We start from the raw sequence: 22,367 nt of genomic DNA, 5'->3' as shown, positions 1-22,367 counted from the left end.
GCGAAGGCGGTGGGACATTCAATATTGATGTTGACTGACACGCCGCCTTCGCGAGCAAGTCGGATCGCCGCACCGCCGCTCCCACAGGGTTTAGCGCATTAGCTGTCTTCTTCTATGTCCAGCAACAAATTCTCCAGCGCTTCGCGGTAGTCGCCCGGCTCCTTCCACATCCCCCGCTGCTGCGCTTCCAGCATTCGCTCGGTCATGTCGCGCAACGCATGCGGATTATGCTCACGGACAAAATCCCGGGTCGCCGGATCCAGCAAGTACGCATCCGCCAGCAATGCATACTGGTGATCGTCGATCAGCTGCGTTGTAGCGTCGAAGGCAAACAGATTATCAACCGTCGCCGCCAGTTCAAATGCGCCTTTATAGCCATGACGCTTCACGCCGTCGATCCACTTCGGATTGGCTGCCCGCGAGCGAATCACCCGGTTCAGCTCTTCCTTCAACGTACGGACCTTCGGCAGATCCGGCTGACTGTGATCGCCATGGTAACTGGCCGCCGCTTCGCCACTGAGGCTTTCCACGGCCGCGAGCATGCCGCCCTGGAACTGGTAATAATCGTTGGAGTCGAGCAAGTCGTGTTCACGGTTGTCCTGGTTTTGCAGCACAGCCTGAACCTGGCTCAGGCGCTGAGCGAACTGCTCCCGCGCCGCGGTGCCTTCGTCAGAACCGCCGTAAGCGTAGCCACCCCAGTTCAGATAAACCTCGGCCAGGTCGTCGCGGCTTTGCCACAGACGACCATCGATGGCGCCCTGCACGCCCGCGCCGTAAGCACCGGGTTTGGCACCAAAGATTCGCCAACCAGCCTGACGTTTGGCCGCCTCTTCATCCAGCCCCGATTGCATTAACGCTTCGCGCTCGGCACGCACCTTGGCAGCCAGGGGGTTGAGGTCGTCCGGCTCGTCGAGGGCGGCGACCGCTTGCACGGCGGCGTCGAACAGACGGATCAGATTGGCAAAGGCATCGCGGAAGAATCCGGACACGCGCAACGTCACGTCCACGCGCGGACGGTCCAGCAGACTCAGCGGCAGAATCTCGAAGTCGTCGACTCGCTGACTGCCGGTGGCCCAGACCGGGCGCACGCCCATCAGCGCCATGGCCTGGGCGATGTCGTCGCCACCGGTGCGCATGGTCGCCGTGCCCCACACCGACAGGCCGAGCTGGCGCAGGTGATCGCCGTGGTCTTGCAGGTGTCGCTCAAGAATCAGGTTGGCCGACTGGAAACCGATACGCCACGCGGTGGTGGTCGGCAGGTTACGCACGTCCACCGAGTAGAAGTTGCGACCGGTCGGCAGCACGTCGAGCCGACCGCGACTCGGCGCACCGCTGGGGCCGGCCGGCACGAAGCGACCACTGAGAGCGTCGAGCAGACCGCGCATTTCCGCCGGGCCGCAGGCGTCCAGACGCGGAGCGACGACTTCGCGCAGGCTGTCGATGATGGCTTTCACTTCTGACCAACCTGCCTCCTGTGGGAGCGGGCTTGCTCGCGAAAGCGGAGTGTCAGTCAACATTGATTTGCCTGACCCACCGCTTTCGCGAGCAAGCCCGCTCCCACAGGGGCCGGGCTCAACCTCGATACTCAACGTTTGCGAGATCAGTTGAGCTGCAAACAGTTCCAGACGTTCGCGGGTATCACCTGCTGTGCGCCAGGCTTCATCGGTGAGGGTTTGCAGTTCAATCGGACGCGGCCCGGTCCAAGGTTCGGCGAGCGCGCAATCCAGCGGATCGAAGCCCAACGTGAACGCCTTGGCCAAGGCCCGCAGCAGACTCGATTGCGCCCCCCGCCCATCGCCACGCGGAATGCGCAACAACGCCAGCAAGGTGTCGATGCGCAAACGCCCGGTCGGCGACTCGCCAAACACATGCAGACCGTCGCGGATCTGCGACTCTTTCAAGTCGCACAAATAGGTGTCCAGGCGCGGCAACCAGATCGCCGCATCGGCATCACTGTCGAGTTTTTCGTCCAGTTGCAGTTCGCGGTCGATGTGCGTGTCGCGCACCAGTTGCAAGATGTCGCGCTGCAGTTCCCGGGCACGGCGCGGATCGAGCAATTGCGCTTCGTAATACTCGTCGGCGAGTAATTCGAGGTTGCGCAACGGGCCGTAAGTTTCGGCGCGGGTCAGCGGCGGCATCAGGTGATCGATGATCACCGCCTGCGTACGGCGCTTGGCCTGGGCGCCCTCCCCCGGATCGTTGACGATAAACGGATAGATGTTCGGCAACGGCCCGAGCAGCGCATCCGGCCAGCAATTCTCGGACAGCCCGACGCCTTTGCCCGGCAGCCATTCGAGGTTGCCGTGTTTGCCGACGTGGATCACGCCGTGGGCGCCGTAGGTGTTACGCAACCAGAAATAGAATGCCAAGTAACCGTGAGGCGGCACCAGGTCCGGGTCGTGATACACCGCGCTCGGGTCCACCTGATAACCCCGCGCCGGTTGTATGCCGACGAAGGTCAGGCCAAAGCGCAGCCCGGCGATCATCATTCGCCCGCCACGGAACATCGGATCGTTTTCGGGCGAGCCCCAACGTTCCAGCACGGCCTGCCGATTGGATTCGGGCAAAGCGTTGAACATCAGCAGGTAGTCGTCCATCGCAAGGCTTTGATGACACGGACGCTGGTCGAGGGTGTCGAGGTCATTGCTGACGCCACCGAGTAACTGCTGGATCAACGCGGTACCGCTATCAGGCAACTCGGCCGGTAGCGGATAACCTTCGTTATGCAGCGCACGGAGGATATTCAGCGCGGCGGCCGGGGTGTCGAGGCCGACACCATTGCCGATGCGGCCGTCGCGGGTCGGGTAGTTGGCGAGGATCAGGGCGATGCGTTTTTCAGCATTGGGCACCCGCGCCAACTCGATCCAGCGTCGCGCCAGTTCGGCGACAAAATCCATGCGCTCCGGTTGTGGCCGATAGCAGACTACGTCCGATTGGCTGCGCTCGCTGCGCCAGGCCAGGTCTTTGAAGCTGATCGGTCGGCTGATGATCCGCCCGTCCAGTTCCGGCAGCGCGATGTGCATCGCCAGATCACGCGGACCGAGGCCTTGTTCGCTGGCGCGCCAACCGGGTTCGTTGTCCTGGGCGCAAATCGCCTGGATCACCGGGATGTTGCGGCGAAACGGTCGCAAGTGCGGTGCTTCAGGACTGGATTGCGCGAAACCGGTGGTGTTAAGAATCACGCCGGCCTCGACTTCATCCAACAGGTCCTCGACCACCGTCAGGCAGCCGGGTTCTTTCAAACTGGCCACTGCAATCGGCAAAGGGTTCAACCCCGCCGCCTGCAACCGCTGGCAGAAAATATCAATGAAACCGGTGTTGGCCGCCTGCAAATGCGAGCGGTAGAACAGCACTGCCGCGACCGGTTGACCGGCCTGCCAGTCGGCTTGCCAATCCTTCAGTTCAGCGGGGCTTTTGTGCGGGTGGTAAATCGCTGTGCGCGGCAGGGTTTGCGGTTCGGCCCAGGCGTAGTCGCGGTCCAGCCAGCGATTGGCAAGGCAGCGAAAAAAATCCAGAGCATTGTTCATGCCACCCTGACGCAAAAACTGCCAGAGCCGATCACGGTCTTCCGCGCCCACCGTGCTCAGCTCGCTGAGTTCCGGGTCCGGGCGATCATCGCCGGGCACCAGAATCAGCTGCACGCCGCGTTCCGACAGTTGCACCAGTTGCTCGACGCCGTACCGCCAATAGGCGATGCCGCCGTGCAGCGAAATCAGAATCACCTTGGCGTGGCGCAGCACTTCGTCGAAGTAGAGATCGACCGAGGCGTGATTCTGCACCTGCATCGGGTTGGCCAGGCGCACACTCGGGTAGTCGTCGGGCAGTTGCTGCGCGGCTTCGGCGAGCAGCGCGAGGCTGGAGTCGCCGCTGCACAGGATCACCAGCTCGGCGGGGGTTTGTCCAAGGTCGGCAATGTTGTCATCCGACACGAAACCGCCGGGCTGGGTCCTGAGCAGGTGCATGGCTTAAACGCTGAGCGCAGCGCGCAATTGCGCTTCAAGCAGAGTGGCGTCCAGCTCCTGACCGATCAACACCAGACGCGTGGTGCGCGCTTCGTCGGCGCCCCACTGACGGTCGAAGTGCTTGTCGAAACGCGTGCCCACGCCCTGAATCAGCAGGCGCATCGGCTTGCTCGGGATCGCAGCGAAACCTTTGACGCGCAGGATGCCGTGTTGGACCACCAGTTGAGTCAACGCGTCCAGCAGCAGGCTTTCGTCGGCTTGCGGCAATTCGATGGAGATGGAATCGAAGGCATCGTGGTCGTGATCGTCTTCACCTTCATGGTGGTGATCGTGATGGCTGTGACGGCTGTCGATGTGTTCTTCGGAGCCGGCGCCGAGGCCGATCAGCACGTCCAGTGGCACGCGACCGCTGCTGGCTTCGATGACTTTCACCGCTGGCGGCAGTTCTTCAGCGACTTCCAGGCGCACACGGGCCAGGTCTTCAGGGCTGATCAGGTCGGCCTTGTTGAGGATCACCAGGTCGGCGCTGGCCAGTTGGTCGGCGAACAGCTCGTGCAGCGGCGATTCGTGGTCCAGGTTCGGGTCGAGTTTGCGCTGGGCATCGACCTGGTCCGGGAAAGCCGCGAAGGTGCCGGCGGCGACCGCTGGGCTGTCGACCACAGTGATGACCGCGTCAACGGTGCAGGCGCTGCGGATTTCCGGCCACTGGAAGGCTTGCACCAGCGGTTTTGGCAGGGCCAGACCAGAAGTTTCGATCAGGATGTGATCGAGATCGCCGCGACGGGCGACCAATTCGCGCATCACCGGGAAGAATTCTTCCTGAACGGTGCAGCACAGGCAGCCGTTGGCCAGTTCGTAGACGCGGCCGTTGGCTTCTTCTTCAGTGCAACCGATGGAGCACTGCTTGAGGATTTCGCCGTCGATGCCCAGCTCGCCGAACTCGTTGACGATCACCGCAATGCGGCGGCCCTGAGCGTTGTCGAGCATGTGCCGCAGCAAAGTGGTTTTGCCCGAGCCGAGGAAGCCGGTAACGATGGTGACGGGGAGTTTGGCCAGTGTTTTCATCGGATGCCCTTTGGCAAGGTGGCGGGCATACGGGACGACGACCGCTGCTGCATAGGCGCGCGGAAGATTTCGCCACCGGATCACCCCGCCCGGTTGTAGTGAGAATTCGTTTCGAGGCAGGTCTCCTGGCTGACGGTGTGCCAATCGTTCGACTGGCGTTGGCTGCGCCTTCCCGCGAACCCGTTGCACAGGGTTTGCAGTGGCGTGGCAGCGAACATCACCGTTCACAGTTGCGGGGGCAGCCGCGGCATCGACCGCGTTCCCTTCTTAGCTTCGGCAGACGCCGAAGAACCTCGAAAGCGCAAGGCTACGCATCGTGTGGGGGCGGGTCAATGTTCACCTGAGTTCTGTGGCGCTCCCTTCGCGAGCAAGTCGAATCGTCGCACCGCCGCTCCCACAGGGGAATGCATTTCAAATGTGGGAGCGGGCTTGCTCGCGAAGGGAGCGCCGCGGTTTCCAACTGAGAACCCTTGCCAATTGACGCCCAACCCCCGCCCATGCTCTCCTACACGCCTTGTTACGGGTGCCCTTCACAGGGTGAAACGGGAAACCGGTGAATCATGTGCTTTACTCTAAAGTCATGTCAGTCCGGTGCTGCCCCCGCAACGGTAAGCGAGCGAAGCGTCAGATCCACTGTGCCAGCAGTTCGGCATGGGAAGGTGATGCTTGCAGGTCAAGGCGAAAGCCAGTGCCCCTCGTGAGCCCGGAGACCGGCCCGCAACACAAAGTGACCATTACGATCACTGAATAACAAACCCGCGGTGGGCGGGCGCTGTTTGAACCTCTGCGTGCCCGACTCGCAGGGGTCTTCCATGCGCTCTGAATCACCCGCTGACAGACCAGAGGGAAGCGCCATGTCGATCATCAGCAGCACCGGCAGCAACACCGATAAAAGCACCGCCAGCACCACCAATACCCTGACTCAACGCCTGACCGCCGCCGCGTGCGCGTCGATTCTGGGTGCGTGCCTTGTGTATTTCGCCGGTTTCTCGCACATCGAAGCGGTGCACAACGCCGCGCACGATACCCGCCACAGCTCTGCATTCCCGTGCCATTGAGACCTGCCGACATGATCAAGCGTATTGCGCAAACCGCAGGGTTCACCGGGCTGCTGGCCGCCCTGCTGCTGACCCTGCTGCAAAGCTTCTGGGTGGCTCCGCTGATTCTGCAGGCCGAGACGTTCGAAAAATCCGAACCCGCCGCTGTTGAGGTTCACGAACACGCCGCAGGTGCTGTCGCCGCTCACACCCACGATGCTGAAGCCTGGGAACCGGAAGACGGCTGGCAGCGCGTGCTGTCCACCACCGGCGGCAACCTGGTGGTAGCGGTCGGTTTCGCGCTGATGCTCGCTGGCCTGTATACCTTGCGCGCGCCGACCAAAACCTCCCAAGGCCTGCTTTGGGGCCTGGCCGGTTACGCGACGTTCGTGCTGGCACCGACTCTCGGTCTGCCGCCTGAGCTGCCGGGCACTGCCGCAGCTGATTTGGCGCAACGGCAGATCTGGTGGATCGGCACGGCTGCCTCCACCGCGGTCGGCATCGCATTAATCGTGTTCAGCCGTCACTGGCTGATGAAAGTGCTCGGCGTGGCAATCCTGGCTGTTCCTCATGTGATCGGCGCACCACAACCGGAAGTCCACTCGATGCTGGCTCCAGAAGCCCTGGAAGCTCAGTTCAAAATCGCTTCGCAGCTGACCAACATGGGATTCTGGCTGGCCTTGGGCCTGATCAGTGCCTGGTTGTTCCGCCGCAAAAACGATGGTCAATACCACGCATGACTGAGATCAGCGCAGCGCCGACTTTAGTGGTCGGCCTGGGCTGCCAGCGCGGCTGCCCCGTCAGCACGCTGCGGGCGCTGCTCGATCAGGCGCTACAGGCTCATAAAATCGGACTTCACCAGATCAAGGCCCTGGCCAGCATCGACCTGAAGCGCGAAGAACCTGGCTTGATCGAGCTGGCCGAACAACTCGCGCTGCCCCTGATGTACTTCAGCAGCGAACAACTGGCCGGCTATCAACCGCAACTCAGCCACCGCTCGGACATCGCGTTCGAACGCACCGGCTGCTACGGCGTCGCGGAAAGTGCCGCCCTGGCCCTGGCCGAACACCTGGCCCAGGCACCGGCAAAATTGCTGATTTCACGACAAAAATATGCCCAGGCCACCTTGGCATTGGCCTGCGCTGCCTAAAATCCTCGATAATCCCCGCCATCGATCATGAGCAATCTTCATCTGAAGCCTTGCCCAGCCCCTTTTTCTCACAGGAACCGACGATGACCGTCTACTTCATTGGCGCAGGTCCCGGCGACCCGGAACTAATCACCGTCAAAGGCCAACGGCTGATTCGCAGCTGCCCGGTGATCATCTATGCCGGCTCCCTGGTGCCCGCCGCCGTGCTGGAAGGCCATCGCGCCGAACAGGTGGTCAACAGCGCCGAACTGCACCTGGAACAGATCATCGAGCTGATCAAATCCGCCCATGCCAAGGGTCAGGACGTGGCTCGGGTGCATTCTGGCGATCCGAGTCTTTATGGCGCCATTGGCGAGCAGATTCGCTACCTGCGCGAACTCGACATCCCGTTTGAAATCATTCCCGGCGTCACGGCCACGGCGGCCTGCGCGGCGCTTCTGGGCGCGGAACTGACGTTACCGGACGTGTCACAAAGCGTGATCCTGACCCGCTACGCCGACAAGACCGCGATGCCCGCCGGCGAAGAGCTCGGCAGCCTGGCGCAGCACGGGGCGACCATGGCGATCCATCTGGGGGTCAATCATCTGGAGAAGATCCTGGCCGAGTTGCTGCCGCATTACGGCGCGGATTGCCCGATTGCGGTGATTCACCGGGCGACCTGGCCGGATCAGGACTGGGTGGTGGGGACGCTTGAAGACATTGCCGCGAAGGTTGAAGCCAAGGGGTTTCGGCGCACGGCGTTGATTTTGGTGGGTCGGGTTTTGGGCAGTGATCACTTCAGTGAGTCGTCGCTGTACCGTGCCGGGCATGCGCATTTGTATCGGCCATAGGGCCTCATCGTCGGAACGCCGCCCGGAGCAAGCTCGCTCCCACAGTTGACCGCATTCCAATGTGGGAGCGAGCCTGCTCGCGAAGGCGTCAGTGAATTTCACGCTTAAAAAAACGGCACTCACGGGTGCCGTTTTTTTATGTCTGCAGCGAACACCTTACTTAGTAGTAGGCGTTTTCTTTCTGCGTGTGGTCGGTGACGTCACGAACACCCTTGAGCTCGGGAATGCGCTCGAGCAAGGTGCGCTCGATGCCTTCGCGCAAGGTAACGTCTGCCTGGCCGCAGCCCTGGCAACCGCCGCCGAACTTCAGCACGGCGATGCCGTCTTCGACCACATCGATCAGGCTGACCTGACCGCCGTGGCTGGCCAGCCCCGGGTTGATCTCGGTTTGCAGGTAATAGTTGATACGCTCGTTGATCGGGCTGTCGGCATTGACCATCGGTACTTTGGCGTTTGGCGCCTTGATGGTGAGCTGGCCGCCCATACGGTCGGTGGCGTAGTCGACTACCGCATCGTCCAGGAACGCTTCGCTGAACGAGTCGATGTAAGCGGTGAAGCTTTTGAGCCCCAGCGCCGTGTCTTCAGGTTTTTCTTCGCCCGGCTTGCAATAAGCAATGCAGGTTTCGGCGTACTGGGTGCCAGGCTGGGTGATAAAGACGCGGATGCCGATGCCTGGGGTGTTCTGCTTGGAGAGCAGATCAGCCAGATAATCGTGGGCGGCGTCGGTAATGGTAATAGCGGTCATGGAAACTCCTCGCAGGCTTGGGCGCAGTTTACGCCAATCATCGCGCCGTACAAAGTCCTAGTATTTTTGTCGGGAAAGCGCAGCGGATCCAATGTGAGAGCGGGCTAGCTCGCGAAGAGGCTATAACAGTCAATATTAATGTTGACTGGTCTATCGCCTTCGCGAGCAAGTCGGATCGCCGCACCGCCGCTCCCACACTGGATCGCAGGCACCTCTAAATTCCGTGCATCAAAGATTCTCGTAGCGGTTCATGTCCAGCACGCCCTCTTCCACCGGGTCGGTGTCGTGGATGTAGCGGCTCAGATCATGGAAATACTGCCAAAACAGCGGATGGCTGCGGCGTATCCCCCAGCGCTCGACGATTTTTTCGAATCGATCAGCGTCCTTGGCGTTTTCCATCTCGTCCACGAACTCAGGCACTTGCTCGGCCGGGATGTTGAACATGAAGTTCGGATAGCTGCTGAGTACGCCCGGAAAAATGGTGATCGTGTCGAGCCCCGGTTGATAACGCAGGGATTCACCGAGCAGAAACGCGACGTTACTGTGCGCGCGGTTGCGCAGCAGGCTATAGACCTCGCGCTTGCCGCTCGCGGTTTCGATGCGCAGCAGGGTCGCTTCCGGCAACTGATCGATCACCTTCAACCCGGCCGCCGGACGCGAAGTCAGACGACTCAACGCCTGTTCGGCGCTCTGCAAGGCCAGATCGATGTTCGGCCGCGAGCAATAAGCGCCGTCACAACGGTTGATCGGATCCGGCTTGGCGTTGAGATCGCCGTAACGGGTGAGCAACTGCAGGGCGAAATCGCGTTTCGGGTCTTTTTCGTTCAGTACCAGCGCCGTTTCTTTGTCGTTGTCGATGGCCTCGTAGTCCAGCCACATCTTGAATTTGCCGCCGCTCTGGTACCAGTCGTCGAGGTAGTCGTCGCGCGAATTGGCCGGCATCAGGCGCAGAAAATTCTGCTCGGCGCCGTTGCGGATCAGGTCGAAGTACAGGCGCGTTTGCGCCTGATGGGAAACATTGCCGAACACGTCGAAGTTGACCGCCAACTGGTAATACGTGCGCTCCAGCAGCGGGAAGTCAAACAGCCACATCGTTTGCGGCACGTCACCGATCAGGCCCTTGTTCACCGAGGCACTGTCGAAATGCCGGAAGATCGTCAGCAAGGCGTTATCGTTACCGGCCCATAAGGTCGACCAGCTCGGCGCCGGCGCATCGGCGTAACTGTCACGGCGCAGCGCCTCGTACTCGTTACGCTTGTCGCGGTAGTCATGCCACAGGCTCAGGACGCTGCCGACATCGTCGTTCTGCCCCGGCATCGCCAGCAACGGCGTGGCCTGGCCGCGGTACTTCGGATCGATGATGTAGAGGTCGTGCTCAGGCGCCTGGAACAGTGCCCAGAAGTTATCGCGGATCACGTCGGTGGCGATCTGGCCGCGGCACACCGGGCCGCGAATAAACGTACGGACGAAGTATTCGGCGTTATCGAGCATGAATTGATAGCGCGCCTGGGCCGGGATCGCCTCGAACGTGGTGAACGGATTGGCCCGACGCTCCGGCCCATAGCCCGGCAAGGCGTGGACCTGCCAGTTGCCGTTATAGAAGAGGCTTTTGATCCGTGCCATCTTCGCCGCGCTCAACGGGTAGGTGATGTGGGTCTTTTGCACAATCACGCCTTGCACCGGCCACAAGCGGTAATACACCTGAGTGCCCGGATCGTCATTCGGGCGGCGTGTATTGATCAGATCGATCGGCTGGCCGGTCGGCGTGCGCGAACGCACCCACTGAAAGAAATGCCCCGGCTCGCCGTCCTTGAAATAGAGATGAGCGAGAAACCAATGCTCGAACAACCAGCGCCCCACCAGGCTTTGCCGTGCGCCCGGTGAATTGAGCAGGTTTTCCCACTGCACCACCTGCAACGCTTCTTTGGCGCTCGGCACAAGACCTTGCTCGTCAATCGGCGCGCCGGACGCCAGCCAGCGTTGCAGCGTCTGGTACTGCTGGTCGGTCAGGCCGGTGACCGCCAGCGGCATGCCCTCTTGGGGATGTGATTTGGCGTAGCCGTCGAACTCGGCCGGCAGGGCGCACATGTTTTCCCGGTTCAGGCCAAGGACGATGTCCTCCGGCAATCTGGCGTTGGGTTGCAAGGGGGTTTTGTGGCCCAACTCAAGCATCCGCGCCATCAACGCGGCCTGACTGCCCTGAGCGTCGAGCACCGAATAGAAGTCCTTTTGCTGCCAGGCGCGTTTACCGAAGGCGTCATAAAACAGCCGAGTCGGCGCGACAGCCTGGCGGCGATCGCCAACGTAGACCGGGATCTTGGTTGCGCCACGGGCAGCCCCTTCGCCACTGCCCAGATTGAGCTGACAGGCGGCGTCATAGCAGGCATGGCAGGCCACACACTTTTCGGTGAAGATCGGTTGGATGTCGCGGCTGTAGGAAATGGCAGAGGAAATGGCCGGATCCTGCGCGGCAGCGCCCCAGCTTAAAAACAGCAAAACAATGCTGATGACGCGATAAGACATATCCCTGGTCCCAATCATGAAAAAACGCCGCGATTCTATCGGTCTGACCCCCACCCCAACATGAGCGATATTCATGCAAAACCGGGACATGCTCTAAAACCGCACAGGTTTGGTATTATCCCGCCCCTTCGTCATGGTCTTTCCGAGTAGTCCAAATGTCCGATCGCAGTGTTCGCCTTCAAGCTCTCAAGCACGCCCTCAAAGAGCGCATCCTGATTCTCGATGGCGGCATGGGAACGATGATCCAGAGCTACAAGCTCGAGGAGCAGGATTACCGCGGCAAACGTTTCGCCGACTGGCCAAGTGACGTCAAGGGCAACAACGACCTGTTGATCCTGACGCGCCCGGACGTGATTGGCGCCATTGAGAAAGCCTACCTGGATGCCGGCGCCGACATTCTGGAAACCAACACCTTCAACGCCACCCAGGTGTCCCAGGCCGACTACGGCATGCAAGGCCTGGCGTACGAGCTAAACGTAGAAGGCGCACGCCTGGCGCGCAAGGTTGCAGACGCCAAGACCCTGGAAACCCCGGACAAGCCGCGCTTCGTCGCGGGCGTGCTCGGCCCGACCAGCCGCACCTGCTCGCTGTCGCCTGACGTGAACAACCCCGGCTACCGCAACGTGACCTTCGATGAACTGGTGGAAAACTACACCGAGGCCACCAAAGGCCTGATCGAAGGCGGCGCCGACCTGATCCTGATCGAAACCATTTTCGACACCCTGAACGCCAAAGCGGCGATCTTCGCGGTGCAAGGTGTGTACGAAGAGCTCGGCGTCGAGTTGCCGATCATGATCTCCGGCACCATCACCGATGCCTCCGGCCGTACGCTCTCCGGCCAGACCACCGAAGCGTTCTGGAACTCCGTGGCCCACGCCAAGCCGATTTCGGTCGGTTTGAACTGCGCCCTCGGCGCCAGCGAATTGCGCCCGTACCTGGAAGAACTGTCGAACAAGGCCAGCACCTACGTTTCCGCGCACCCGAACGCCGGCCTGCCGAACGAATTCGGCGAGTACGACGAACTTCCATCGGAAACTGCCAAGGTCATCGAAGAATTCGCCCAAAGCGGCTTCCTGAACATCGTCGGCGGCTGCTGCGGCACCACGCCGGGCCACATCGAAGCCATCGCCAACGCCGTGGCCGGTTATGCGCCGCGTGAAATTCCGGACATTCCAAAGGCCTGCCGCCTGTCGGGCCTGGAACCGTTCACCATCGATCGCAACTCGTTGTTCATCAACGTCGGCGAGCGGACCAACATCACCGGTTCCGCCAAGTTCGCCCGCCTGATCCGTGAAGACAACTACACCGAAGCCCTGGAAGTCGCCCTGCAACAGGTCGAAGCCGGCGCCCAGGTGATCGACATCAACATGGACGAAGGGATGCTCGATTCGAAGAAGGCCATGGTGACCTTCCTCAATCTGATTGCCGGTGAACCGGACATCTCCCGCGTCCCGATCATGATCGACTCCTCCAAGTGGGAAGTGATCGAAGCCGGCCTCAAGTGCATCCAGGGCAAGGGCATCGTCAACTCCATCAGTATGAAAGAAGGCGTCGAGCAGTTCATTCATCACGCCAAACTGTGCAAGCGCTACGGCGCCGCCGTGGTGGTGATGGCCTTCGACGAAGCCGGCCAGGCCGACACCGAAGCGCGCAAGAAAGAAATCTGCAAACGCTCCTACGACATTCTGGTCAACGAAGTCGGCTTCCCGCCGGAAGACATCATCTTCGACCCGAACATCTTCGCCATCGCCACCGGCATCGAAGAACACAACAACTACGCTGTGGACTTCATCAACGCCTGTGCCTACATCCGTGACGAACTGCCGTACGCGCTGACCTCGGGTGGCGTGTCCAACGTGTCGTTCTCGTTCCGTGGCAACAACCCGGTGCGCGAGGCGATTCACTCGGTGTTCCTGCTGTATGCGATCCGCAACGGCCTGACCATGGGTATCGTCAACGCCGGCCAGCTGGAGATCTATGACCAGATCCCGGCCGAACTGCGTGACGCCGTTGAAGACGTAGTGCTCAACCGCAACCCGGAAGGCACCGACGCCCTCCTCGCCATTGCCGACAAGTACAAGGGTGACGGCAGCGTCAAGGAAGCCGAGACCGAAGAATGGCGCAGCTGGGACGTCAACAAACGTCTGGAGCATGCACTGGTCAAAGGCATCACCACGCATATCGTTGAAGACACCGAAGAATCCCGTCAGTCCTTCGCTCGCCCGATCGAAGTGATCGAAGGCCCGCTGATGTCCGGCATGAACATCGTCGGCGACCTGTTCGGCGCGGGCAAAATGTTCCTGCCGCAGGTGGTGAAATCCGCCCGCGTGATGAAGCAGGCCGTGGCTCACTTGATCCCGTTCATCGAACTGGAAAAAGGCGACAAACCGGAAGCCAAGGGCAAGATCCTCATGGCGACGGTAAAAGGCGACGTGCACGACATCGGCAAGAACATCGTTGGCGTGGTGTTGGGCTGTAACGGCTACGACATCGTCGACCTCGGCGTGATGGTACCGGCGGAGAAAATCCTGCAGGTGGCCAAGGAGCAGAAGTGCGACATCATCGGCCTGTCCGGCCTGATCACCCCTTCGCTGGATGAAATGGTCCACGTGGCCCGCGAGATGCAGCGTCAGGACTTCCATCTGCCACTGATGATCGGTGGCGCGACCACCTCGAAAGCGCACACGGCGGTGAAGATCGAGCCGAAATACAGCAACGACGCAGTGATCTACGTCACCGACGCCTCCCGCGCCGTGGGCGTGGCGACGCAGTTGCTGTCCAAGGAATTGAAACCGGCGTTCGTCGAGAAGACCCGTCTGGAATACATCGAAGTCCGCGAGCGCACTGCCAACCGCAGCGCCCGTACCGAACGCCTGAGCTACCCGGCGGCCATTGCCAAGAAGCCGCAGTTCGACTGGAGCACTTACGAGCCGGTCAAACCGACGTTTACCGGTGCCGAGGTGCTGGACAACATCGACTTGAAAGTCCTGGCCGAATACATCGACTGGACGCCGTTCTTTATCTCCTGGGACCTGGCGGGCAAATTCCCGCGCATCCTCACGGATGAAGTGGTCGGTGAAGCCGCCACCGCGCTGTTCGCCGATGCCCAGGAAATGCTCGCCAAGCTGATCGACGAGAAACTCATCAGCGCCCGTGCAGTGTTCGGCTTCTGGCCTGCCAATCAGGTGCGTGAGGATGACATTGAAGTCTATGGCGATGACGGCAAGCCGATTGCCAAGCTGCATCACTTGCGTCAGCAGATCATCAAGACCGACGGCAAACCGAACTTCTCCCTGGCCGACTTCGTTGCACCGAAGGACAGCGAAGTGACCGACTACGTGGGTGGTTTCATCACCACCGCCGGGATCGGCGCCGAAGAAGTGGCCAAGGCTTATCAGGATGCCGGCGACGACTACAACTCGATCATGGTCAAGGCACTGGCCGATCGCCTGGCCGAGGCGTGCGCCGAGTGGCTGCACCAGCAGGTCCGTAAAGACTACTGGGGTTATGCCAAGGACGAGACACTCGACAACGAGGCGCTGATCAAAGAGCAATACACCGGTATCCGCCCTGCCCCGGGCTATCCGGCCTGCCCGGATCACACCGAGAAATCCACATTGTTCAAGTTGCTGGACCCTGAGGCCTCGGAAATGAAAGCCGGCCGCAGCGGCGTGTTCCTCACCGAGCACTACGCCATGTTCCCGGCGGCAGCGGTCAGTGGCTGGTACTTCGCTCACCCGCAAGCACAGTATTTTGCCGTGGGCAAGATCGACAAGGATCAGGTGCAGAGCTACACATCGCGCAAGGGTCAGGAGTTGAGCGTGACCGAGCGCTGGCTGGCGCCGAACCTGGGTTACGACAACTGATGGTGGTCCCGGGAGTCGACTGGTGCGACTCCCGGGGTTCTTGTGAACGCTGCAGGTGAACGTTACAGCCGCACCAGCGTCCGTTCTTTTTCAGACAATTCGCGCACCAACTTTCCTTGCTCGAATAGAAGGTCTACCTCTATCGCCTGCATGGCGGTTTTGTACTGCTCTTCGTCGCCTTCGCCGTAATTTGGATACGCCTCGTCTACATCATGCTCTCTGCCTGCGAAGCCCTCTCGCACCTGGGCGAACCGTTCAGGGTATTTGTCCTTCAAATAGTCGCTCCAGTACTGGCGGCCGACCAAATCATCAATAAATGCCGATGATTGTTCTGCCGCAATCACTTCAGCATGGGCCGCATTCAGCATGGCAGGCGTAACGTTGCCGCTGTAGCGCATCCCTCTTGGTTGCCCCGGCAACTCAAGCCGCTCGGCAAGGCCGATACGATAGGCCAACCGCACTTCCGCCGGATCAATTGAACGGCGCTTTGCCTGACGCTGGACAATATCGCGGTTAGCGATTTGCTCGACTTTCCCAAGACGAAACAGGCTCCTGCCAAGTCTGAACAAGACGTTACCTTGTTGGCCCGGGGAAATTGACTTCGTGGTCTCAAATTCGAAAGCCTTAACTTCTATATCGCTGAACAACAGGATTTGACCATCAACGCAGGTTGCGCCAGACCTTGCCATTTCAAATATGGTATCCCTCAGGCCTGCGTCGCTATCCGCCACCCTCAGTACGGTATGGACCCGCCGCACAAGATCAGCACGTCCCGTCAGGAAGTCTGTCGTACCTTCCATTTTGGTCAGCAGATTGAAGAAGAACTGATTGTTTTGCGCTTGCTCGAAGTCATTCCATATCCGTATCAATTCCTCTGAGTCGGCGGCTGACGGAGCGATCCATCGCTCGCGGGCGTCAGTACCTGTCACCTCATCCATATCCACTTCTACGTCACTTGCGATCGAGTCATCGCTATCGCTGTCGTTAAAGGTGCCGCTGTGGCTACTGCTATCAATCCGCTCCAACGCCTCGTCAATCTCTTCTGGCGTCCATCCCACTATCTGCTCGCCCTGCAGCACCTGATTACGCAGCATTAGCAGGCTCGCGCCATCCAGATCGTTGATGGCCAGATCCGTGCCCGCACGCAATACCCTGTGCTCGTCGGCCATCAGGGCCGGCGGAATGGACTCGATCATGTTGTCGTGCAAATTCAGTGCGCTGAGCGAGGGAAGCTGAAGCGTTCCCTGCGGCCAGATGACCAGGCGATTGCCACTCAGATCGAGGGCCTGCAAACGGATAAGAGGGCTGGCATCCAGCGACTCAAGCCAGTTTTCCGCCAGGTTCAATGACTCCAGGTTGCTCAATCCTGCAAGCTGACGCTGGAGCTGAGGCGCATTGGAAAAACGGTTATTGACTGCCGAAAGTCGCTTGAGGCGGTTCAATGAGGTCACGGACTCTGGCAAGGTATACAACGCGTTGGCATTCAGCGCCAGGGTATGAACATGAGTAAACGCACCGAGGAAATCGCTTAGCCCCTCCTCTCTCAGATACACGTTATTCAGGTTCAATGCACCGACATGAGCGAAGCCGGCGGGTAGAGCCGGGAGATTGCCCAAGGGGTTATCGGACAGATCAAGGACATAACCTCCCGATACGCTCTCCACGGCCTGCGCCCCACGAAGGTTCTGCCTCCAGCACGCCATTATCCGGTCAGCCGCCTGACGACGCACGGTGGCGGCAATCCACACAGGAGGAGAGGATTCACCCATCTGCTGTGGTGGGGTTTCGATCCATGTGTTCAGGGTCTTCGTCAATGCCTGATGTTGCCTGTCCCATTTGGCCAATTGCTCATACAGGGGGCCAGCGCCGCCATGGCGTAACGTCAGTTCATCAATCATCCGTATCGCCTCGGCGCCTGGCAGATCCGGGTCAAGCCTTCGCAAGCGGGCTTGCGGGGTCAAGCGTGTCAGGTCATTGCCAGGGACAACGGGCAGCGGCAATAACAAGTCCGGATTTTGCGCGACCAGAACCGGAAAGTACTCTGGTTCGCCCATGGTAATACCCGCCTGCAAGCTGGCTCTGGGGATACCCATAGGTGTTTCGGAAGAAGTACTCGCCAGCAAATCGGTGCGGGCCTTGGCCGTCAACCGACAGCCAGCCATATCGATCCTTAGAGCGTCATGGCCGGTCAGGGCAGCCTCAGGAATCGTCGTGATCGCGCTGTTGTTCAACTCGAGCCTGCCGAGGCCGGATAAGTCCAACGCACCTTTTGGCCAGTCTTTAATGGCGGTATGACCCACCCGCAGGGTCTTCAAGCGGGTCATGGCGCTGACATCCAGCGAATCGAGCCGGTTATAGCGCAAGTCCAGGCTTTCAAGGGCAGACAACCGGTTCAAGCGTTGCTGCATACTCGGGGTCATTGTCAGGTGATTTCGGCTCAGCTCCAGATAACTGAGTTTTCCGAAGTTGCCCAATGCCGACGGAAGATCCTGCAGTTGATTGCCACTCAAATCCAACCCGCGAATGTCGCTGAAGCCGCTCAAAAAACGACTGAAATCCTCGGATGAGGCCACCACACCCGACATTTGCAGGGTTTGCACATGGGCAAAATTCGTTGCTGACAGCGCTGGCAATTCGGGCAGATCGCCCAGCGCCCAGCCGGACAAATCAAGATTCGATGAAATGATTTGTCGCGGCATGACAGGCCATGGCCGCACCGTTGAAGGTCCGGCCTGAGGTTGCGAAGACTGTGCCTCCTGCGTACCGCCATAGCGTTTACGCAGACCATCACGCCAGCACTCACGAATTCGCCGGGCAACGGATTCTCGTTCCCGAATGTTGATTTGCCGGCCATTGGCGCTTGCTGTTCGCTGCTGCCACGCCTCCAGTTGCTGTCGCAATGCCTGTCCATCCTGGCGCAGTGCATTGATCCGTGCCAGCAACGCCTGCCCTGCCAGCCCCTCAGCCTTCATGCGCCCAAGGGCAATCTTCGAAAGCTCGTCGCTTGTCTCCAGGGCGTTGTGTAGCGTGCCTTGGCAATAACGATCCAGCATTTGTCCGCTATCCAGCAAATGCGCAGGATTGTCGTGCACATACTCGTATGCCTTCACGAAGTCCTCAGTGCTCAGCCTGGCCCAGTTGAGTTTCATGCCAGGCCACAGAGATTCATGTCCGGATAGCCATTCAGGGGGAAGTGTCTTGACGCTTGAGTGAGTGAGATCCAGCGACCTGAGCTGCGGCAATTGCAGAGCGCCCTTCGGCCAGGCCTCTGTCGTTCCGTACACACTCAACGATTGCAGTTGAGTCAGGCGACTGACATCCAGCTCGCCCGCCATGCCGATCACGTCCAATCGTTGCAGTTGTGGCATCGCGTCTATCACCGATTGGGCAGCTTCGGTGAACTCCGGACCCAGCGGCCCTGCCATCTCCAGCTCACGAATACCCGGCAGTGCCTTTAGCCTCTCGGCCAGTTGAACCCTATCGACGCCATCCTGGACTCCCAACGTCAACGACCGGGCGTTGGGGAACTGGCGCATAAAGGCTTCCGGTGTCTGACTCAATACTCCACCAACGCTCATATTCAGATCACTTACGTGAGGAAAGTTGCCGGCCAGTTCCGGCAGGCTGTCTGCAGCGCGCACGTCCAGAGAAACCCTGGCATCGCCATCGTAAATACCCCTCTGCCGCCAGACGTATTGAATGTTTCGTGCGACTTGATGGCGGACAGTATTCTGGCCGCCGCTGGTTATCCATTGTTCGAGCTGCGCCGTCAGCACCTCGTATTCCCGGCCCCGCAGGTTCAGAAAATGGGCGATCTGCGTTTCGGTCATGCCATCCAGCGCAAGCTTGATGACCATCAATTCCGCCAACTCATCGGAGAAGATCGGATAGACATCCCGCAACCTGGAGACCAACGAGGGATTCACCGTTGCTCCGGCACCTCGCCCGCTCAATGGGTAGCCGACCCTGCCGTCGGCCAGTCGCAGCGGCGAACGGAATCGTGGCGTAGCGGTATTGGGCACGAGGGTTACCATCATCTGGTCACGGTGGCCCATGGCATAAGTGGCCAATGTCTTTTGTAACTTGGCATCCTGCGCCACTTGTGGCATGCCCAACTGAGTGCGAGCGTCGTCCGGTAACGCATGCATGAGCGAAGAGAAAAAGTTGTCGCCTTTTTTCGGCACGCTGTTCAACGAGTTTATTTGCTGGTCGAAGGCCTGGAACTGGTTGGCTTGATGATGTTGATAGCCGTCCTTGACCAGGTATTTGACTTGCTCGGCCGTCTCGCTACCGATGCTGTCGAGCAGTTTTCCGCCGCAATCGCCCTGACGAACTTCCAGTCGCAGGTTTTTCGGCCAGCCGGGGAGTTTTTCCAGGCTGTGCAGCGCCAGGCGCTGGCTGTCGGATGACGCCATGCTCTCGAGTTGCAATCCGGCCAGGGCCTTGTTCAGCCGAGTCACCCGGGCGCGCGCACGCCCCTTGAGCAACAGACTGGTGGGGAGTCGGCCGGTTTGTTTGATGTGCAGTCGCTCCTTGGTTGTGGCATTGGCCAGGACTTCTTGCGCCGCGTCCGTCGACAGACTGGGGAGAGTACGTTGCAGCGCCTGAATTTCACGCGTTGTTGCCTTGGACTCCTGGCTGAGTGTGTCGAACAATGAGGTTTTGTTGCCCGAAAGGTGGTCGCCAAGCTGTTGTCGAAAAACCGTTTCACGCTCTGCCTCGACCCGCGCACCTTCACCCCCCAGCAAGCGAACGATTTCTTCCTCATCCAGTGCCGCAAGCACTCGTTCGGGCAATTTCCCGGCAGACACCTCCTCACGGGAAATCCTGATGCTCGGCTTCACGGATGTCGACGCCTCACCGTAGCGGGACGAAGCACCGTTCAAGCGTGCCTTGTCGAACACGTCGATCACCCGCCCCTGCGGCCAACGCGGCATATTGATCACGTGCGGCAAGATCGCGTTGTAGCGGCTGTCCGGCACCGGCTGATCGAGACGAATCCGTTCAATCATTTCATTGAGCTGACGGTCGATTTGAAACTGCCGCAACGTGTCGGATAACGCTGATGGCAAGCGCAGGTTATCCGTATGGATCTTGCGCAACGCGTCGTCGTTAACGCCGCTGATATCGGCGATTTTCTCCAGCGTCGCCGCGTCAATACCGTCGGTGACCGGGCCAAGACGTCGTAACAAGGTGGCACGATCCCACCCCAGCGGGCGCTCGAAACGATGGCGCCACGAGCCCTCACCGTTGTGTTCAAGAACGGGGGAGTAAGCATCCGGGGCCGTCGGGTGTTTGAGACGCCATTTGTTCAGCGTGGGGTCGAAGGTTTTTTCGTAGACGTTACCGTCGAGCCTGATATAGGTCTTGCCGCCCACTTCATACTGCCCAAGCTTGTCGGGCTTGAGCCCCGCCGGCAAGACCCGGTCGCTCAGGTAAGGCGTCAAGCCAGGCCGCCACAACTGTTCGCTGCCAAACGGCAATTTGACCTTCACCAGGCCATCGACGATGGGTGTGGACAGCACTTTCGGCGCTTTACTGGCAACCGCGCCTACCGCCGCCATGAATGCCACGTTCACGGCCACCGACTTCAAATAACTCCAGGCCTGATCCGTGTCCCCGATGCTCCAGGCTTCAACCCCGTGATAAATGTCCGTGGTCAGTTGCACAGCCATCACGGCCATCATTACCTCGCCCAGGCCGGGCACAAAAAATGCCGCCACGTTGAGTATGTTCAGCCCCCACTCGGCATAGCGGGCGAGTCGTTCATACCAGGCGTCATGATCGACCTTGGCCGTCGGCACCGCCAGTTGCTCGGCAGTCTCCTTGAGGCGCGTCTGGTGCCGCGTGTAGAGCTCGCCGAACAGCTCCGTGTCAAAAAATTCTTCACTGATATCCAGAACCGGCTCGTCCCGGTAAACATGTTCGTAGATTCCGTCTATGTGCCCCAAGAGGGTCTGTTTACGGTAAGGGAAATCCGGGTTCCATTTGAGTGTTTGCAGAGCAGTCTTGATCTTGCCGAGGAACTTGCCCGCATCACCGTGAGGGATGAGCCTGAGGAAAGAGCGCTGGTAGTTCACATCGCGCAGCCTGTAGCTCAGGTCATTTTCAAAGGACTTGAGCGAGGCATATTCCATGACCGGCGCCACCGGATCCCCCGGAATACAGACGATGATCCGCGAGTCCTGGTAACCCAGTACGTCAAACAGGTTTACACCCGGATTGGTCCAGCTGAAGTTGACCTTTTTACCTTTGCGCCGGCTTGCGCCAATGACAAACAGCTCACTGACAGGCGACCCCAGCACATGCAACTGACTGCAAGTGACGCGCTCACCGTCCAGTGTTGCCGACTTGTCGCCGTTGAGCACGGCCAGCAATGTGCTGTAGGCCGATGGCGTGATCAGCGATTTGAGGTGGGCGATATGGGCATGCACCCGCAGACTGTCCGTCCACGCGCCGACCGTTTGGGTGCGCACGGTGGCCACCCTGTCCGCGGCGTCAAACATCGCCGTCAGGTGTTCCTGATACTGCTTGCCGATATCCAGTTCACGGCATAGCGAGGCGAAATCGGCGGGCTTTATCGGTAGTTTCTTGATCCTGTAGCGCGTTGAAGGGCCCTTTTGCGGATAGTCCCAACCGTAAGGTCCTCCTTGAGTTTCCAGATTGGCAGCCCGTATACCTCGTTCAGCAATGACGTCACCTTCATCAAACGCCTGGTCTTCTTCAAAATTGCGCAGTGCCAACTGCAGCAGTGTCTGGTGAGTGATCAGCGAGCCTGCAAAGGGCTCGTAGAGCCAGGTCTGCGCAACATCAACTTTCAACCCGAACTTTTTTTGCAACGCCGCTTCGAGCAACGGTTGGGCGAATTCGGTGACCCCTTTGAGCCCGGTGAGTGTTTTTGCCAGGGTTTCGTTGGCGGTTCGACTGCGTTTCTGGTCGTCCCGTACAGTGTGTCGTTGGTCGCCGGAGGCCTTCTGAAACCAGTCCGGCATGGCATTTTCGGCCAGGCCTCCCGGTGTTCTCGCCCGATCCAGAGCCCGGATGTTTGCCGGGGTCAGGTGGCGTATCCGATCGTGCAGCTTTTTTTTGATGAAATGGTTGTGAAGGCCCTTTTCCTGGGCCGATGGGATTCCACTCATGTGGCAATACCTGATGCTGTCAAATGAAGCACCAGTCAATCAGCAGGTTT

Annotated in this window: 10 protein-coding genes and 2 riboswitches; of the genes, 5 read left to right on the top strand and 5 right to left on the bottom strand. The window is 59.8% G+C overall.

The features are described from left to right. Positions 1-98 precede the first annotated feature (98 nt). Positions 99-3,962, bottom strand: coding sequence for a cobaltochelatase subunit CobN (cobN, locus tag ASC74_RS11695; RefSeq protein ID WP_056741508.1), 3,864 nt, complete (start codon positions 3,960-3,962; stop codon positions 99-101). Positions 3,963-3,965: 3 nt separating this feature from the next. After that, positions 3,966-5,027: a cobalamin biosynthesis protein CobW gene (gene cobW / locus ASC74_RS11690; protein WP_056741507.1), complete on the bottom strand. Its 1,062-nt coding sequence runs from the start codon at positions 5,025-5,027 to the stop codon at positions 3,966-3,968. Between the two features lie 98 nt (positions 5,028-5,125). Continuing rightward, positions 5,126-5,338: riboswitch (cobalamin riboswitch) on the bottom strand. Between the two features lie 193 nt (positions 5,339-5,531). After that, a riboswitch (cobalamin riboswitch) is annotated at positions 5,532-5,760 on the top strand. A 121-nt stretch (positions 5,761-5,881) separates the two neighbouring features. Here cobW and ASC74_RS11685 point away from each other — a divergent pair. The 4 genes from ASC74_RS11685 (at position 5,882) to cobM (ending at position 8,044) form a co-directional block, all read left to right on the top strand. Further along, positions 5,882-6,085 (top strand): CbtB domain-containing protein, encoded by a 204-nt coding sequence (locus ASC74_RS11685; protein ID WP_056741506.1) that lies wholly within the window; start codon positions 5,882-5,884, stop codon positions 6,083-6,085. 11 nt (positions 6,086-6,096) lie between these two features. Then, positions 6,097-6,804, top strand: coding sequence for a CbtA family protein (locus tag ASC74_RS11680; protein WP_056741505.1), 708 nt, complete (start codon positions 6,097-6,099; stop codon positions 6,802-6,804). Further along, the gene (locus ASC74_RS11675) at positions 6,801-7,214 is read left to right on the top strand and encodes a cobalamin biosynthesis protein (RefSeq protein ID WP_056741504.1); all 414 of its coding nucleotides are present in this window, start codon (positions 6,801-6,803) and stop codon (positions 7,212-7,214) included. The genes ASC74_RS11680 and ASC74_RS11675 overlap by 4 nt, the downstream gene beginning before the upstream one ends. Positions 7,215-7,297: 83 nt before the next feature. Further along, entirely contained in the window at positions 7,298-8,044 is a 747-nt protein-coding gene (gene cobM / locus ASC74_RS11670) for a precorrin-4 C(11)-methyltransferase (protein ID WP_008150987.1), read from the top strand. A 160-nt stretch (positions 8,045-8,204) separates the two neighbouring features. On the opposite strand, the gene nfuA is transcribed toward cobM, so the two are convergent. Together nfuA and ASC74_RS11660 are read right to left on the bottom strand one after the other, a co-directional pair. After that, positions 8,205-8,789 (bottom strand): Fe-S biogenesis protein NfuA, encoded by a 585-nt coding sequence (nfuA, locus tag ASC74_RS11665; protein ID WP_046048486.1) that lies wholly within the window; start codon positions 8,787-8,789, stop codon positions 8,205-8,207. Between the two features lie 228 nt (positions 8,790-9,017). Next, positions 9,018-11,312: a fatty acid cis/trans isomerase gene (locus ASC74_RS11660; RefSeq protein WP_056741503.1), complete on the bottom strand. Its 2,295-nt coding sequence runs from the start codon at positions 11,310-11,312 to the stop codon at positions 9,018-9,020. A gap of 155 nt (positions 11,313-11,467) precedes the next feature. Between ASC74_RS11660 and metH the strand changes: the two genes are divergently transcribed. Then, positions 11,468-15,178, top strand: a complete 3,711-nt coding sequence (gene metH, locus ASC74_RS11655; RefSeq protein WP_056741502.1) for a methionine synthase — start codon at positions 11,468-11,470, stop codon at positions 15,176-15,178. 62 nt (positions 15,179-15,240) lie between these two features. Here the strand turns inward: metH and ASC74_RS11650 are convergent, their stop codons facing one another. Continuing rightward, on the bottom strand, positions 15,241-22,317 hold the full coding sequence (locus ASC74_RS11650) for an NEL-type E3 ubiquitin ligase domain-containing protein (RefSeq protein WP_056741501.1): 7,077 nt from the start codon (positions 22,315-22,317) through the stop codon (positions 15,241-15,243). Positions 22,318-22,367 lie beyond the last annotated feature (50 nt).

The organism is Pseudomonas sp. Root329, from assembly GCF_001424925.1.
GTDB classification, from domain to species: domain Bacteria; phylum Pseudomonadota; class Gammaproteobacteria; order Pseudomonadales; family Pseudomonadaceae; genus Aquipseudomonas; species Aquipseudomonas arabinosi.
This window is presented reverse-complemented; position numbering and strand designations above follow the sequence as displayed.